The 15,377-nt window shown below is 70.7% G+C and carries 9 protein-coding genes; 4 read left to right on the forward strand and 5 right to left on the reverse strand.

Going from position 1 to position 15,377, the window contains the following annotated elements:
* Positions 1 to 117: 117 nt before the first annotated feature.
* Both Q7C18_RS08300 and Q7C18_RS08305 read right to left on the reverse strand, forming a co-directional pair.
* The gene (locus tag Q7C18_RS08300) at positions 118 to 3,477 is read right to left on the reverse strand and encodes a pectinesterase family protein (RefSeq protein WP_311024971.1); all 3,360 of its coding nucleotides are present in this window, start codon (positions 3,475 to 3,477) and stop codon (positions 118 to 120) included.
* A 202-nt stretch (positions 3,478 to 3,679) separates the two neighbouring features.
* The gene (locus tag Q7C18_RS08305) at positions 3,680 to 4,108 is read right to left on the reverse strand and encodes a universal stress protein (protein ID WP_311024972.1); all 429 of its coding nucleotides are present in this window, start codon (positions 4,106 to 4,108) and stop codon (positions 3,680 to 3,682) included.
* 268 nt (positions 4,109 to 4,376) lie between these two features.
* Here Q7C18_RS08305 and Q7C18_RS08310 point away from each other — a divergent pair, with 268 nt between their 5' ends.
* From Q7C18_RS08310 to Q7C18_RS08325, 4 genes are read left to right on the forward strand one after another with little or no spacing between them, the layout of a single operon-like run.
* Entirely contained in the window at positions 4,377 to 5,717 is a 1,341-nt protein-coding gene (locus Q7C18_RS08310; RefSeq protein WP_311024974.1) for an ABC transporter substrate-binding protein, read from the forward strand.
* Positions 5,718 to 5,749: 32 nt separating this feature from the next.
* A complete protein-coding gene (locus Q7C18_RS08315; RefSeq protein ID WP_311024975.1) occupies positions 5,750 to 6,733 on the forward strand; it encodes a sugar ABC transporter permease in 984 nt (327 codons plus the stop codon).
* Positions 6,734 to 6,750: 17 nt separating this feature from the next.
* A complete protein-coding gene (locus tag Q7C18_RS08320) occupies positions 6,751 to 7,707 on the forward strand; it encodes a carbohydrate ABC transporter permease (RefSeq protein ID WP_311024976.1) in 957 nt (318 codons plus the stop codon).
* A gap of 28 nt (positions 7,708 to 7,735) precedes the next feature.
* Positions 7,736 to 10,141, forward strand: a complete 2,406-nt coding sequence (locus tag Q7C18_RS08325) for a glycosyl hydrolase family 95 catalytic domain-containing protein (RefSeq protein ID WP_311024977.1) — start codon at positions 7,736 to 7,738, stop codon at positions 10,139 to 10,141.
* 21 nt (positions 10,142 to 10,162) lie between these two features.
* On the opposite strand, the gene Q7C18_RS08330 is transcribed toward Q7C18_RS08325, so the two are convergent.
* From Q7C18_RS08330 to Q7C18_RS08340, 3 genes are all read right to left on the reverse strand, one after another.
* Positions 10,163 to 12,127, reverse strand: a complete 1,965-nt coding sequence (locus Q7C18_RS08330) for a DUF6807 family protein (RefSeq protein WP_311024978.1) — start codon at positions 12,125 to 12,127, stop codon at positions 10,163 to 10,165.
* Positions 12,127 to 13,821 (reverse strand): family 43 glycosylhydrolase, encoded by a 1,695-nt coding sequence (locus Q7C18_RS08335; RefSeq protein ID WP_311024979.1) that lies wholly within the window; start codon positions 13,819 to 13,821, stop codon positions 12,127 to 12,129. The genes Q7C18_RS08330 and Q7C18_RS08335 overlap by 1 nt, the downstream gene beginning before the upstream one ends.
* A 167-nt stretch (positions 13,822 to 13,988) precedes the next feature.
* Positions 13,989 to 15,320, reverse strand: a complete 1,332-nt coding sequence (locus tag Q7C18_RS08340; protein WP_311024980.1) for an extracellular solute-binding protein — start codon at positions 15,318 to 15,320, stop codon at positions 13,989 to 13,991.
* Between the last annotated feature and the right edge of the window lie 57 nt (positions 15,321 to 15,377).

Raw genomic sequence — 15,377 nt, forward strand, 5'->3', positions numbered from 1 at the left:
GCACGACGGCGACCCCGGCAGGTGCCGGGGCCGCCGTCGTCGTGCCGTGCGGCGGTCAGCGCGCTGTGTCGCTCACCGGGGCGTGGATCACCGGCGCGTGGCCCACCGGGGCGTGGATCACCGCCACGGGCGCCACGTGTCGTCACCGGTCAGATACGCCTCCCGGGTGTGCTCGGCGGCCTCTTCCTCGGAGAGCTGCGGCCGACCCTCCCAGGTCTCGCCGTCGGGCACAGCGCCCGGACCGGTGTTGCCGTACTCGGCCAGCAGGCTGTCCTCCCATGAGTGGCCGCCCATGTCCGCCCAGGCGGGCGTGGCGATATGGGCCCCCAGCTCGGAATCGCGCACGATCATCGACGGCTCCACGTCCGGGTTGCTGCTGGGGTGCCACGGCCGCCCCAGGTGCACGGTGCCCTCGGCCGCGTCCGAGGTGAAGGTGCTGTCCAGGATCAGGAAGCCCGGAGCGCCGGTGTGGGTGGCCGGTGCGCCCACATAGCCGTTGGTGTGCTCCTCACCGCGGTCCAGCGAGTGGATGTGGGAGTTCTCGACGACGGCGGTGGCCCCGCCGAAGAGGAAGTCCACATCGCCCTCCAGGTACGAGTCCCGCATGTAGACCCGTGCGCCCTCGTCCCGTGACGGCGTGTCCGCGAGGAACGTGTCCTGATTCCCCAGCAGGCGCACATCGTCGAGGACCACCCGATCAGCGGCGGTGCGCAGCGCCACTGCCTGGCTGGGGCCGTGCTCCTCCTCGTCATAGGCGTTCTCGATCGTCAGGCTCTGCAGGGTGACGTCCTCGGCGAGCACAGCCACCGTGGGGGAGCCGGTGAGGCCGAAGGTCCCACCGTAGAACTTCTCCTGTCCGGCGGCCAGGTCGTAGGAGATCACGACGTCCTCCGGATCACCGGGGGCGCCGCGGACGGTGATGCCCTCCATGCCGGGCCAGAGACGGACGACCTCCTCATAGACGCCCGGCTCGATGACGATGTCCACGGGACGATCAGCCCGCCAGGCGGCACCGACGGCCGCGGTCACGGATTCGTAGTCCCCGCTGCCGTCCAGGGCCACGGTCACGGTCCGGCCGACCTTCTCCGGGGCGCCGAGCGGACCGGCGTCGGCGGTCACCAGGCGGCGGACGTCGTCCACCGGGTCGGCGGTGTAGTCGTAGTGCTCGGAGGGTTCGAAGGTCGGCCCAGTGTCATCCCGGCGTCCCCGCACGTCGGTGAAGCTGTTCCCCCGCAGCTCCACCTGGGACTCCGGGTCCTTGGCGACCACAGGGTCCTCGCCATGGGCGTAGACGCTGTTCTCGATGACCAGCTGCGCGGCCCCGCGGGACATGGTGCCGTACTGGCCGAAGCCCTCCACGAGGTTGTTGTAGAGGTGGCCGGCGGCGACGTTGTCGATGCTCGCATTGCGCTGGTACGAGTTGGAGAACCAGTTGTGATGCATGGTCAGCGTGGTCTCGACATTGTCCGTCCAGCCCACCCCGATGGCCTTGTTGTGGTCCCGGAAGATGTTCCAGGACAGCGTCATCGCGGTGGAGTCCTTGCGCAGGTCGGCCTCGCCGTCTCCGATCCGGGTGAAGTCGATGTGGTCGAGCCAGACATGCGAGGAGGTATCGACACGGACGCCGTCGTGGTCGTTCTCCTTGCCGTCCCAGTCGCCGGGGACGTAGGAGTCGCGGATGCGCAGATTGCGGATGATCACGTTCTGCACCTCATCCAGGAAGAATCCGCCGCCGACGAGCGCGGCGCGGGAGTTCAGCCCCACGATCGTCTTGTCGCCGGCCACCCGGATCATCTCTCCGAGCTCCTCGACCTCGACGGCTCCCTTGATGAAGATGGTCACCGGCTCCTCCTGGCCGGCCCAGTGGGCGAGCTCCTCGGCGTCCTCGACGGTGACGGTCGGGCCGCCGGTGCCTCCGGTGGTCCCCTGGGGGAGGTCGTCGGTGGGGGTGGCGGCGAATCCGGTCGGCGTGGGGGACCACACGGGGCCCGCCTCGGTGGTGGTGTCGGGGGCCTTGATGCGGTCCAGCACCTCCTCGCCGGCGGCGACCGGGTCGGTGGGGTCGGTCCACTCCGGGGTCAGGGTCGCTCCGGCGTGCTCGTCGACGGCGTCGGCGGCGCGTGCGGCGGTCTGGACCACCCCGTGGGGGCCGGACTCACCGTCGATCTCGTCGCTCAGGGGAGCGTCCGGATGCTCCTGGAGGTAGGCGTCCAGCACGTTGACGGGCTCGCCGTCGACGAGGGTGCCCTCCTCGACGATTCCGTCGCCTCCCCAGGCGTGGATGATGTCAGCCGCGGTGACGCCGTCGCCCAGTTCGAAGGCGTTGTTCCGGGCCGTGATGCTCGACTCCACGCCGACGCCCCAGGAGTACAGATACGGGGCGGACTCGGCGACTCGGTAGAGGTTGTTGTAGACGTGGACCTGTCCGTAGCGGACGCGCGGGGCGCGCTGCACGAGGTCGGTGAACTCGTTGTGGTGCATGGTCACGCGCAGCGTGCCGCGGTCGGAGGTGCGGTCATCGCCGTTGCCGAACAGCAGCGCCTTGTCATGGCCGTCGAACCGGCTCCAGGAGACCGTCACCAGGTCGGAGGCGCGGACGATGTCCAGCATGCCGTCGTGGCGGTGCACCTGCTGGCCGAACACCTCGGGCTGGGCCGCGTGGTCGGTCTCGCCGCCGTCGAGCGTCAGGTGGTCCAGCCAGACGTGCGTGGCTCCGGAGAGCGTCACGTTGTCCCACTCGACGTCCCACTCGTTCCCCTTCCACTGGGGGAAACAGTCATAGGGGTCAGAGATCCGCAGGTTCCGCACGATGACGTTGTCCACCTCGGCGAGCTCCACCTGGAACCCGGTGAGTGTGGCGCCCTCAGCGCCGATCAGCGTGGTGTTGGAGCCAGGCTTCAGCCGGATCTGCTCGCCCTGGGCTCGGTGGGAGGCACGGCGGGCCTCCTCGAGAGGTCCCTCGGCGGCGCCGTCCCACTGCTCCGGGTCGAAGGCCTCCAGATAGTCCTCCCAGGAGTAGCCGTCGCGCTGATAGTCCTCGCAGGTCATCAGGGAACCGTCATCGGCCTCATCGGCGTGGATGTCCTCGGTGACGCGCACGATCTTCGGTTCATCCCCGGCGACGGCGTCGACGAGTTCGGCGCGGCTGGTGACTTCGACGATCTCCTCGGCCTCCGCCCCGCCGGTGGTGCCGCCGTCGACGGACGCCCAGCCGTCGCCCGGAGAAAGGGTCTCCCGGGCGAGCTGGTCCTCCGCGGACAGGGTGGTGGAGGCGGTGGAGGTGGTGGAGGTGGTGGTCGCCGGAGGCGTCACCGACAGCGGCGCCGGTGCCGACGGCGTCGCCTGTGCTGGCGTGAGGCCGGAGCCTGCCAGCAGGGAAGCGGCCAGCAGCGTCGAGACGGCGGACCGTCGGGCGCGCCGTCGGAGGTGTCTGTTGGTGGGTGGACGAGTCTGCGGGTCGGGGACGGTGAGGGGCATCGCTGGCCTTTCGCGTCGAGGGATCCATGCCGGGTCCGACCGGACGGGTAGGGACGCCATCCGGTGAGAAACCGGTTTCTCGACGGTAGATCGCCGGCCTGAGGAGGTCCAGGACCGATGGGGCATCATGTGATGCACATCACGTCATGACGCAGATGCTGTCCACCGTGTTCCCCGCTGACGCTGGGTCTGACGCTGGGCGTCAGTCCGCGTAGGTGTTGGCGATGTAGACGTCGCAGGTGGCGTTGTGGGAGACCGAGTTGGCCACGCTGCCGAGCACGCGACGCACCCCGCGCATGCGCTGGTTGCCGACGACGATGACGTCGGCGTCGATCTTCTCCGCATAGCTGATCAGGGCGTCGGCCGGCTTGCCGTGCACGGAGCGGGGCAGGATCTCCACGCCCGGGGCCTTGAGCGACTCGGAGACCTTCTCGGCGATGTAGCGGGCGTTGTCGGCGTCTGAGACGACCCACTGGTCCGACCCGCTGTTGACGACCTCGGTGCGGTCGTCGGCGTAGGCCGAGACGACGTGCAGCGGGGCGTTCAGCCTGGTGGCGAGTTCACGGGCCTTCTCCGCGGCCTTGCGGGCCGTGGGGCTTCCGTCGACGCCGACGATGATCGGACCTGGCATGGTGTGCTCCTTTGTGGACTGCGCGATGTGACGTGTTCAGCCTAATCGAGGATGCGTGGTTCCGGGAGTGGGGTGGCGCGCCGCACAGCTCCGCGCCCGTGCGTCTCATGCCCGCCGCGCATGAGGTGACACGAGAGCGGCATCATCGGATCGCCGTTCAGCTGTTGAAGTGGCATGGGTCACAGAGTACTGTGGCGCCATCCCTTCACGAGAAACCGGTTTCTCGCCGGAGTGACGCGGGACCGTCACGAGCGACAAGGAGAGTTCCATGGACATGGCACGACGCACTCTGGCCCGGTCGGCGCTGAGTCGCCGCACGCTGCTCGGCCTCGGGCTCGGCGGGGCCGCCGCGATCTCCCTGGCGGGTTGCGACCGCTTCGGGGGCGGCAGCGCCTCCGCCGGCGGGAGCTCCGAGTCGTTGAATGTGATCTGGTGGGGAGACGCCACCCGCGCGGAGCAGACCGAGGCCATGCTGGACGTCTACCGGGAACGTCACCCGGAGCTGAGCATCACCACCGACTACGCCGACTCGGGGCCCTATCAGGACCGCATGGCGACCCGCTTCGCCGCCGGAGACATCCCGGACCTGATGAACCAGCGGCGCGACGGACTCCGCGAGTACGCCGATCGGGGCGCCCTGCTGAACCTCAGCGAACACACCGACGTGCTGGACCTGAGCGGCGTCCCGGACACCTATCCGCTAGGACGAGTAGGGGATGACCTCTACGGCATCCCCGCCGGGCTGAACGCCGTGGGGTTCATCATCGACACGGACCGGGCTCAGCACTATGGCGCCGAGGTGCCGGACCATCTCACCTGGTCCTGGGAGGACCTCTGGGACTTCAGCCGGGAGATCACCGACGCCGCGGCCGCCGCCGGCGACGAGGTCTACGGGGTGGACCTCTCCTTCGCCACCGTGCAGAACCTGGTGGTCTGGGTGCGCCAGACCGGCGAGGAGCTCTACACCGAGGACGGCTTGTTCGGCGCCAGCGAGGAGACCCTGGCCGCCTGGTTCGAGATGTCGGTGGAGCAGCGTGAACGCGGCGGCCTGCCCCCGGCCGGATTCATCGACATCACCGGGAACTCGGCCGCCGAGTCCGCCATCGCCTCCGGCCTCGTGGCCGGCCAGGTCATCCCCACCAACAATCTCGAGGTCTTCGGCGACGTCGTCGAGGGTCCGCTGCAGCTCTGTCGCTTCCCCGGAGAGGTGCAGGGCGCCCGCCGCGGGATGTCCATCGACACCGCCATGTACTGGTCCATCGGGGCGGAGGCTCCCAATGTGGAGGGCGCCCTGGACCTGCTGAACTTCATGATCAACGACGCCGAGGGCAACGCCGCCGTCGGGGTCACCCGAGGTCTGCCCTCCAGCGAAGCGGTGGCCCAGGAGATCTCCGACAGCCTCAGCGAAGCCGACCAGGAGTCCATGCAGTACATCCTCGACCTCGCCGAGGAGGACCTGCCGGAGTCCCGGCCCGACCCCGCCGGCGGCTCCGCCGTGCAGGACATGCTCACCGAGGTCGACGAGGAGGTCCAGTTCGGGCGCATGACTCCGGAGCAGGCCGCCCAGCGGCTGCGGGAGACCGCCGACGGTGCCATGGGACTGGCCTGAGGGCCGCCGGGCGGAGCGAGAGGAGCCATGAGATGGCGATGACCACCACCCAGGCGCCGGAGGCCCGGCCCGAGGGGCCCTCGGGCTCCCCGGGGCCTGCCGCGACACCGTCGACGGCGCCGCGCCGCCGTCGACGGAGAGGAGGGCGAGGCCAGGTCCAGTGGGCGGGATACATCTTCCTGCTGCCCTGGTTCCTGGGGATGCTGTTCACGATCGTCCCGTTCGGGGCCTCCCTGTACCTGGGATTCACCGACTACGACCTGCTCACCCCTCCGGAGTGGGTCGGCTTCGCCAACTTCATCGAGCTGTTCCGGGACCCGCGGGTGGGGCAGTCACTGATCGTCACCTTCACCTACACGTTCGTCTCCGTGCCGCTCTCGCTGATCGCCGCACTGGGGGTCGCGCTCGCGCTGAACAAGGGCATCCGGGGGCTGCCGCTGTACCGGGCCGTCTACTACCTGCCGTCCCTGCTGGGCGGCAGCGTGGCGATCGTGATGCTCTGGCGGCAGATCTTCGGCACCCGCGGCATCGTCAACACCTTCCTGGGCTGGTTCGGCATCGAAGGCCCAGCCTGGGTGTCCGACCCCAGCACCGCGCTGAGCGTGCTGATCATCCTCAACGTGTGGACCTTCGGCGCACCCATGGTCATCTTCCTCGCTTCGCTGCGGCAGGTGCCGACCATGTACTACGAGGCCGCCTCCGTGGACGGCGCCTCCCGGTGGAGGCAGTTCCGCTCCATCACGCTGCCGCTGATCAGCCCGATCATCTTCTTCAACCTGGTGCTCTCCACGATCGGCACGCTGCAGACCTTCACCCAGGGCTACGTGCTCTCCAACGGTTCAGGCGGGCCCGCGGGCTCCACCCTCTTCTACAACCTGAACCTCTACATCGAGGGGTTCAGCCGGTTCAACATGGGCTACGCCTCGGCGATGGCCTGGCTGCTGCTGGTGATCATCGCGGCGTTCACCGCGCTGAACTTCATCGCGCAGAAGTACTGGGTCTACTACGAGAACTGAGAGAAGGCAGACCGACCATGGCGATTCCCACCAGCCCTGTGGCGCCCGCCCCCGCGCCCACCATGAGGCAGCGGCGCGGCACCGGAGGACGACGACGTCGGCACCGGGACTCCGGCGAGGCGGAGATCAGCGGCGTCGACGCCCAGGACACCGCACGCAGCCGGTTCCTGCGCCACGTGATCCTCTGCGGTGTGGCGCTGGTGATGATGTACCCGCTGCTGTGGATGCTCTCCAGCTCCGTGAAGCCGGACGCCAACATCTTCACCGAGCAGGGTCTGTGGCCCTCCGAGTGGCGGTTCGAGAACTACACGGAGGGGTGGAACTCCCTGCAGCACCCGTTCGGCCACTATCTGGTGAACTCCGCGATCGTGGTGAGCCTGAGCATCGTGGGCACCGTGGTCAGCTCGGCGCTCGCGGCCTACGCGTTCGCCCGTCTGGAGTTCCCCGGCCGCAAGCTGTTCTTCGGCCTGGCCCTGGTGACCCTGATGCTGCCGGGGCATGTGCTGCTGATCCCGCAGTACATCATCTTCTCCGAGCTCGGTTGGCTGAACACCTACCTGCCGCTGGTCGTGCCGAACTTCCTGGCCTCCAACGCGTTCTTCATCTTCCTGATGGTCCAGTTCATGCGGGCCCTGCCCCGGGAGCTCGACGACGCCGCCCGGATCGACGGCTGCGGTCCCTTCCGGATCTTCTTCCAGATCATCGCCCCGCTGTGCATCCCGGCCTTCGCGACGACGGCGATCTTCACCTTCATCAGCACCTGGAACGAGTTCTTCTCTCCGCTGATCTACATCACCAACCCCGACCTGTACACGGTGCCGTTGGCGCTGCGACAGTTCATGGATGCTGAAGGTCAGTCGTCATGGGGCCCCATGTTCGCCATGTCAGTGGTGTCCTTGCTTCCCATCGTGGCCTTCTTCATCATGGGTCAGAGGTACCTGGTCAAGGGCATCGCCACCACCGGCCTGAAGTGAGCAGCACCCCCTGAGCGAGAGGAACCGGATGGCCACGCCGTCAGCCCGTCCCGACGAGGCGCCAGGCGCGTTCACCAGCGTTTCCGCCGGTGAGGACTGGGAGCACGGCCTGCCGGTGGGCACCGGCAGGGTGGGCGCCCTCATCCACGGGGACCCCCGGGAGCACCGCGTGGACCTCACCCATGAGTGGTTCTTCCTGCCCGCGAACCCCCACATGCCGGCGCCCGACCTGCAGGCCCGGCTTCCCGCCATGCGCCAGGCGCTGCTCGAGGGCGACGCCGATTCCGCGGGAGATCTGCTCGCCGAGGCGGCCGAGGAGCACAGCCCCGGCGGCGCCCTGATCTGGACGGATCCCTTCGTGCCCGCCGCCCGACTGGTGATCACCGATCCGGAGGCGGACCCGGTGCCGGGCAGCCGGCGGCGTGATGTGGACCTGCGCACCGGCGTCGTCGAGATCAGCTGGCAGGACGCCCGGCGGGGGCGCCAGACCCTCCGGGCCGCGCCGCGCCATGGAGACGAGACCATTCACCTCTCGCTCAGCTCCGAGGCCCCGGCCGAGTTCGTCCTGCGCCTGAGCTCCGGGGCTGACGATGCCGGGGCTGATGATGCTGGCACGGTCGACCCGGCCTCCCGCGTGCGGGCCACGGCGGCTCTCGACGGCGAGCACGCCCGGCTGCGCGTCGGGGCCCGACGGGCGGAGGCCCGCCCCGCGGACCAGCACGAGACCGCCGAGACCACTGTCAGCCCGCTGCCGGCCGCCGAGCTGCACGGTGAGGGAAGCCTCGTCGCGCGGCTGCCGGTGCCGGCGGGCTCCGCGGCCAGGCTTCAGCTGCGCGTCACCGTGGACGGCGCCCCGGCCCATGACCCGCTGCTGGACGGCACGACCCTGCCCAGCCCGCCACGGGAGGAGCTGGCGGCCCGCAGCGTCTTCCATCTCGGGAAACGGCAGGACACGGGGGAGCCGCAAGGTGCTGGGAAGCGGCAGGACACGGGGGAGCGGCCGTGGTCCGCACAGCCCACGGAGGAGCTGCTGGCCGCCGCCCGCACTGGCGACCTCGCCGCTGAGGACGCGCTGGTGGAGCTCGTCTACGCCGCCTCCCGGCACACGGTCATCTCCTCCACGGGGATGCTGCCGCCGAACCTGACCGGCCTGTGGCAGGGCACCTGGACGCCCGCCTGGTCCGGGGACTACACGCTCAACGGCAACGTCACGCTGGGCGCCACCGCTTCGATGATCTCCACCGGCATGCCGGAGCTGCGCCTGAGTCTGCTGCGCCTGGTCTCCCGGCACCTTCCGGCGTTCCGCGAGAACGCCCGCCGGATCTTCGGGGCGGAGGGAGTGCTGCTGCCCGCCCGGCTGAGCACCCACGGGCACGCCAGCCACTTCTCGGTGGGATTCCCGCATCTGTTCTGGCTCGGCGGCGGCCCCTGGGTGCTGCGGCAGGGCTGGGACCTGTTCTCCGCCACCGGGGACACGGCCCTTCTGCCGTGGCTGTGGTCCTTCGCCCAGGAGGTCATGCGCTGCTGCGAGACCGCCGTCCACCACCACGACGGCGTCGCCCACCTGGTGCCCAGCTACTCGCCGGAGAACACCCCGCGCGGGGCGGCGAACCCGCTGGCCGTGGACGCCACCTCCGACATCGCCGCGATCCGCGATGCCGCCGTCGTGGCCACGCGGATCGGCCGACTGATGGGGGACGAGTCGCACGCCGCGGGCTGGGCCCGGCTGCGGGACAGCCTCCCGGTGCCGCGGCTGACCGCCGAGGGTGCGCTCGCCGAGTGGGCGCACCCCGGCTTTCCGGATGAGCCGCACCACCGGCACACCTCTCACCTGTACCCCTTCGGGACGGAAGGGGACGAGGCCTTCGCCACTGAGGAGATGCGGGCTGCGGCCCTGGCCACGGTGCGGCAGCGGCTCGCCTACCGAGAGTCGGACCCGCCGGAGAGCATGGAGATGGCCTTCGGCCTGTGCGAACTCGGCGTGGTGGCCGCCCGACTCGGTGACGCTGACCTGGCCCTGCGGGTGGTGCACACCCTCGCCGGCAACTACTGGCGTCCCAGCATGATGTCCACCCATGACCCCGGATCCATCCTCAACGCCGACGCCTCCGGCGGGTTCCCCGCCGTGGTGTCCGCCATGCTGCTGACCAGCGGCCCCGGCCAGGCCGTGCTGCTCCCTGCCCTGCCCGAGCGGTGGCCCACCGGTGCCGTCACCGGTCTCTGTGGAGCGGAAGGGCTCGTCCTCGAGGAGCTCGCATGGGACGAGGGCCGCGCCGGGGCGACGCTGCGCCGTCGCCCCGGCTCCCAGGCGGCCTGGCCGTCACCGCGGCTGAACATCATCGCAGGAGGCGGGTGGCGGCACGCCGACGGCGCGAGCAGCCGCACCGTGGAGCTGACCGAGGCCCCGATGACCCTGGAGCTGCGGCGCGGCTGAGCCGCCCCGAGGCCACGGGGGTCACGTGCTGCGTGCCGCCTGCACCCGTCCCTCGCCGAGCTCCAGGAGCCGATCCACCTCGTCGGCGTCGACCCGGCGGTCCACGACGACGGCGAGCAACTCCACCGGGTGCACCTCCCCGGCGGCCAGCTTCAGCGGGGCGCCCCAGGCCAGTGCTGGGCCCAGGCCGATGTAGTCGGAGGCCCGGACGAACCACGGGACCGGGTCCGCCGACTGCTGGGCCAGCACCAGGCTCGTCCAGTCCTCGCTGTGACGGACGGCCACTGAGACCCACCTCGCCGGCGCGCCGTGGATGTCCTGGGCGCCGGCGGAGTTCAGGACCTCCACCTCGTCCCCGGTGGCCAGCCGCCAGAAGAAGCCGCCGTAGCCGGCGCCTGGACGGCCCCGCACTGCCGGGCTGGAGATGGTCAGAGCGTGCTCGGCCCGCAGTGCGGAGGACCAGCGCAGCGCCCAGGCCTCCGTCTCCTCCAGCCCGGCGCCGGTGATCTCGCGCTGCTCGTGCAGCTGCGGGCGCTGGTCCTGGTCGATCCAGCGGATCTCCTGACGCAGCGTGGCCCCGCGGTGCAGCATCTGCGTGTGGTCCACATGCTGGTGCCCGTGGTTGGGCAGCAGCATCGGGCCGTGCTCCGGGTCGAAGGTGCGGCCTCCCCAGTAGGTGGTGCCGTCCACATCCGGGATGGTCAGCGAGACGCCGTAGTGGTGGCGGTGGTCGTCCGGGCTGCGGTCCGTAAGCAGGCGCCCGCGCAGGCTCCGCACCGGGTGCAGGTGGGGGCGCGGGCTGTGGACCGTGGGCATCCGCTCGCCGCCCATGCTGTGGGCCAGGACCAGCTCCCCGAGCTCCAGCTGCCAGCTGGCACCGCGCGCGGACCAGCGGGGCCCGCCGTCGTCGTCAGCGTGCCGGTGGGCCCGGCCCGAGAGGTCCGTGGAGGGAGCGGTCAGCGCGCGCGGGGGCGGCACGGGACCGGTGCTGGTGCGCACCGTCAGCTCCGGGACGAAGGTCTCGGGCGTCCGGCCGGAGGCGGGCACGGGCCCGTCGGCGACCACCTCGGCCAGCAGCTGCCAGGCCCGGCGGCCCAGCTCCGCGTGGGGGACGTTGACCGTGGTCAGCGCGGGGTTGGCGAAGCGGGCGAGTTCGATGTCGTCGAAGCCGGTGACCGAGAGGCCGTCGGGCACCCGCACCCCGGATTCGTTGAGCCGCGCCAGCAGTCCGAACGCGGTCAGGTCATTGAACGCGACCACCGCTGTGGCCTCAGAGGCCAGCACCTGGTCGGCGGCCTCGAAGCCGGCGTCGATCGTCGACCCTCCGGCCAGGTGGTCCACCCGCAGCTCGGGGCGGCGGGCCACGGCATCCGCCAGCGCCTCCCGGCGAGGGATGTCGGAGATGCTGCCGGCCGGTCCGCGCAGATAGGCGAGATGCCGGTGGCCCAGCCCGGCCAGATGGTCCACCAGCCGGTGGATCCCCTGGGCGTGGTCGATGACCAGGCTGGGGATGTCCTCATGTGCGGTGGTGCGGTTGACCAGAACCACCGGGCGCAGCTGGGGGAGCAGCTCCTCCAGGGCCTCCTGCGGCATCCGCGGGTTCACCAGGATCACCGCATCGCAGCGGGCCCGGGCTTCCTGGGCGACGGCGGACTCGTCTGCGGTGCGGTCGGCCGTCTCAGCCACCAGCGTGCGGTAGCCCTCCGCCTCCGAGGCGTCCATGACGCCGCGCAGCACCTGATGGAACATCGGATTGCGCAGATCCGGCACGACGACTGCCACCGTGCTGGAGCGGCCCAGGGACAGGCTGCGGGCCAGGGTGCTGGGCCGGTAGTTCAGCTCCGCGGCGGCCTCCCGCACACGGTCGGCGATGTCCGGGGCGACGGTGGACTGCCCGTTCATCACCCGGGAGACAGTGGCCCGGGAGACACCGGCGGCCGCGGCGACCTCGCCGATCTTGGGGCCGTCCTTCAGCACCCGTCCCATCACACTCTCCTGCCGTCCATGCAGACCGTCACGGCCGAGAATACCCCGTGGCCCACGGTGCCCGTCGCGGAGCGGGCACCGCCGGTCAGCGGAGCAGGGCGCCGGGCGAAGAGTCCCACCTCCGCCCCGATCCATCGGCCCTGCGTGGCCGTGAAGCCCGGGTCCACCTGGCGCCAGGGGTCCTGAGGGTGATGGCGCCAGAAGAAGGTGATCCGGGCGTCGTCGTCATGCGTCAGGGCCAGCTCGACGGCATCGGAGGCGCGCAGCTCGGCGACGGTCGTCTCCGCTGGGCCCGCTGCGGAGGCGTCATCGGCGGCGTCTGCCGATGCGGATGCGGCGGCGTCAACTGCCGCGCCGCCGGTGCGGCAGACCAGCCAGGTGCCGTCCTCGCGATGCTCCAGGCCGAGCCAGGTATAGGTGTCTCCCAGCACCGCCAGGCCCGCCTGGGCGCCGGGGCTGGGATCCTCCAGGTGGAGGCGGGTGGTCCACCGGCCCGCCTGGCCGGGCAGCTGCTGCCCCAGCACGGCGCCGTGGCGACGGAGGTCGTCCCCGGCTGCGGGCAGGGCGCGCAGCCTCGCGGTGCCGTCTCCGGGCAGGTGCAGCCAGTCTGGCTCGGGGTTGGCCTGCCAGTGCCAGCGTGGTGCCAGCACGGCGCTGCGGAACTCGTCGCTGCGGGACGGTTCGCGCTGCGCGGGGGAGCCAGGGCGCGGCATCGGGTGGGGGACCGGATGCTCGAGGACCGGACGTCCGCTGACCTCGTCCACGGGCTCTCCCAGCCGGGGCCAGCCGTCGTCGTCCCACCGCATCGGCTGCAGGTGGACCACCCGGCCGAACGGGCCGCGGTCCTGGAAGTGGAGGAACCAGTCCTCCCCGGCCGGCGTGGTGACCCAGGCGCCCTGGTGGGGGCCGTTGATGTCGGTGTCGTGCTGCTCCAGGACGACGCGGTGCTCATAGGGCCCGGCGATGTCCCGGGAGCGGAACACATACTGCCACCCGGTGGCGACCCCTCCGGCCGGAGCGAAAATCCAGTGCCAGCCGTCGCGGCGGTAGATCTTCGGGCCCTCCAGGGTGGTGCAGCCGGGGATGGCGTCGCCGTCGATGATGACCCGGGATTCGCTCAGCGGCCGACGCAGCTGCGGGTCCACCTCCACCAGGCTGATGCGGTTCTTCACCCCGGCGCGGCTGCGCGCCCAGCCGAAGACCACATAAGCCCTCCCGTCTTCGGCCCACACGGGGCACGGGTCGATGAGTCCGCGGCCCGGCAGCAGCAGATGCGGCGTGCTCCACGGGCCGCGCGGGTCCTCCGCGGAGGTGACGAAGAGACCATGGTCGGGGTCGGGGTGGACGATGTGGAAGACGCCGTCGTGATGCCGCAGGCTCGGCGCCCAGACTCCTCCGCCGCGCCGCGGCACGGCGAAATGCTCCGACGGCGGCACCGCGGGCAGCGCATTGGTGACGTGCTCCCACCTCACGAGGTCCCGGGAGTGCAGCACCGGCAGGCCTGGCGCCCGGTTGAAGCTGGAGGCGATCATCCAATAGTCCTCGCCCACCCGGACGGCGTCCGGATCCGGCCAGTCGGCGTTGAGGGTCGGATTGCGATAGGTCTCATGAGTCGCGGCGGGCGTCGGGGGCTGGGCTGTCTCGACGGGCTGTGCTGTCTCGACGAGCTGGGCTGTCAGGCGGGGGTGGTCCATGGGGTCCTTCTCCTCCTGCCGGGCCGGACGGAACAGGTCGGCCGGACCGCGCAGGATCGTACGGGCGGGACGGTGGGCCGCCCCTCTCGCACCAGAGGGGCGGCCCAGGGGAGAGGCGCACCGCTCAGGCGCCTCGCCCCGGTTCGGGGGTCACTGGAGGTCGGGGGTCACTGCAGGGCCGTCTGCATCTCGGCCATCATCTCCGCGGCGGCCTGCTCCGGGGTGAGACGCTCGAAGTACACCTCGGACTCATAGCGGAAGAGGGTCTCACGCATCGTGGAGAAGCCGATGGCCGGCACCGGCTCCGGCTCGCCGAGCTCCGGTTCGATCTCCTGGACGAACTCCGCAGAGTGTGCGTCGGCGGCGTCGAGCTCGGGCAGCACGGCGGCGCGGACGTCTTCGTCTGCGGGCAGACCGCGGTCGGTCAGCGAGATCAGGCCGGCCTCCTCGGAGCTGATGACGTGCTCGATGAACGCCCGGACCTCCTCGGGGTGCTCGGTGTCGGCCGAGGCGGAGAGCAGCATGGCGGACTTGAACCACATGCCGCTGTCCTCGGCCTGTCCGGTCTGCGAGGGGAAGCGCAGCAGCTGCATCTCGGCGCCGCTCGCATTGGCCAGCGTGGGCAGCTCGTTGGTCCACCAGCCGCTCAGGGCGGCCTGTCCCAGCCCGGCCAGGGACTGTTCCGGGCCCAGCTCCATGTCCTCGGCCAGCGCGTCGGCCGGCGGCATGCCGCCGTCGTCCATGAGGTCCAGGACGTACTGGAAGTAGTCGGCGGCGTGCTGCTCGTCGAAGCCGAGCTCGCCGTCCTCGGTGGTCAGGTGGGCGTCGTGCTGGCGCAGCCACACCTGGAAGGCGCCGGGCTGGTTCAGCGAGACCGCGCCCCAGGCGTCGTCGAGGTGGTCGCTGAGCTCCACCGTGAGGTGGTGGTAGTCGTCCCAGGTCCAGGTGGTGTCGTCCGGCATGTCCACACCGGCCGCCTCGAAGAGGTCCGGGTTGGCCACCAGGGCGAAGGAGTTGATGCCGATCGTCACGCCGTAGAGACCGTCACCGGTGCGCCCGTTGTCCACGATGTCCGGGTCCAGGCCGTCGACGTCCACGGCGGAGAGCTCCAGCAGGGCGCCGCGGTCGGCATATTCCCGCAGGTACTTGTCGTCCATCTGGACGACGTCGGGCATGTCCCCGGCGGCGGTCCGGGTGGCCATCTGATCCCAGTAGCCGGAGTCCCCGTAGGCCGTCTCCACGGTGATCCCTGGGTGCGTGGCCTCGAAGGACTCGATGATCTCCTCGGTGAGCTGGAGTCGGTAGTCCGATCCCCAGAAGGCGAACTCCAGGGTCACGTCCCCGGAGTCCGCCTGCGCGTTCCCGCCGTCGCCGCAGGCGGTGAGCCCGACGACGGCCGCCAGGGCGAGGCCCGTGGGACGAAGTCCGCGGGGGTGACGGAGTCCGCGGGGAGCACGTGCTCCAGGGCGAGAGCTGGGGGTGAACGTCATGGTCTCCATCCGCGTCATCATACTGAGAAACCGGTTTCTCGTGGCTGTTGGATCCCGACGTTAGTG

It is taken from the genome of Nesterenkonia sp. CL21, from assembly GCF_031705515.1.
Taxonomy (GTDB): Bacteria; Actinomycetota; Actinomycetes; order Actinomycetales; family Micrococcaceae; genus Nesterenkonia; species Nesterenkonia aethiopica.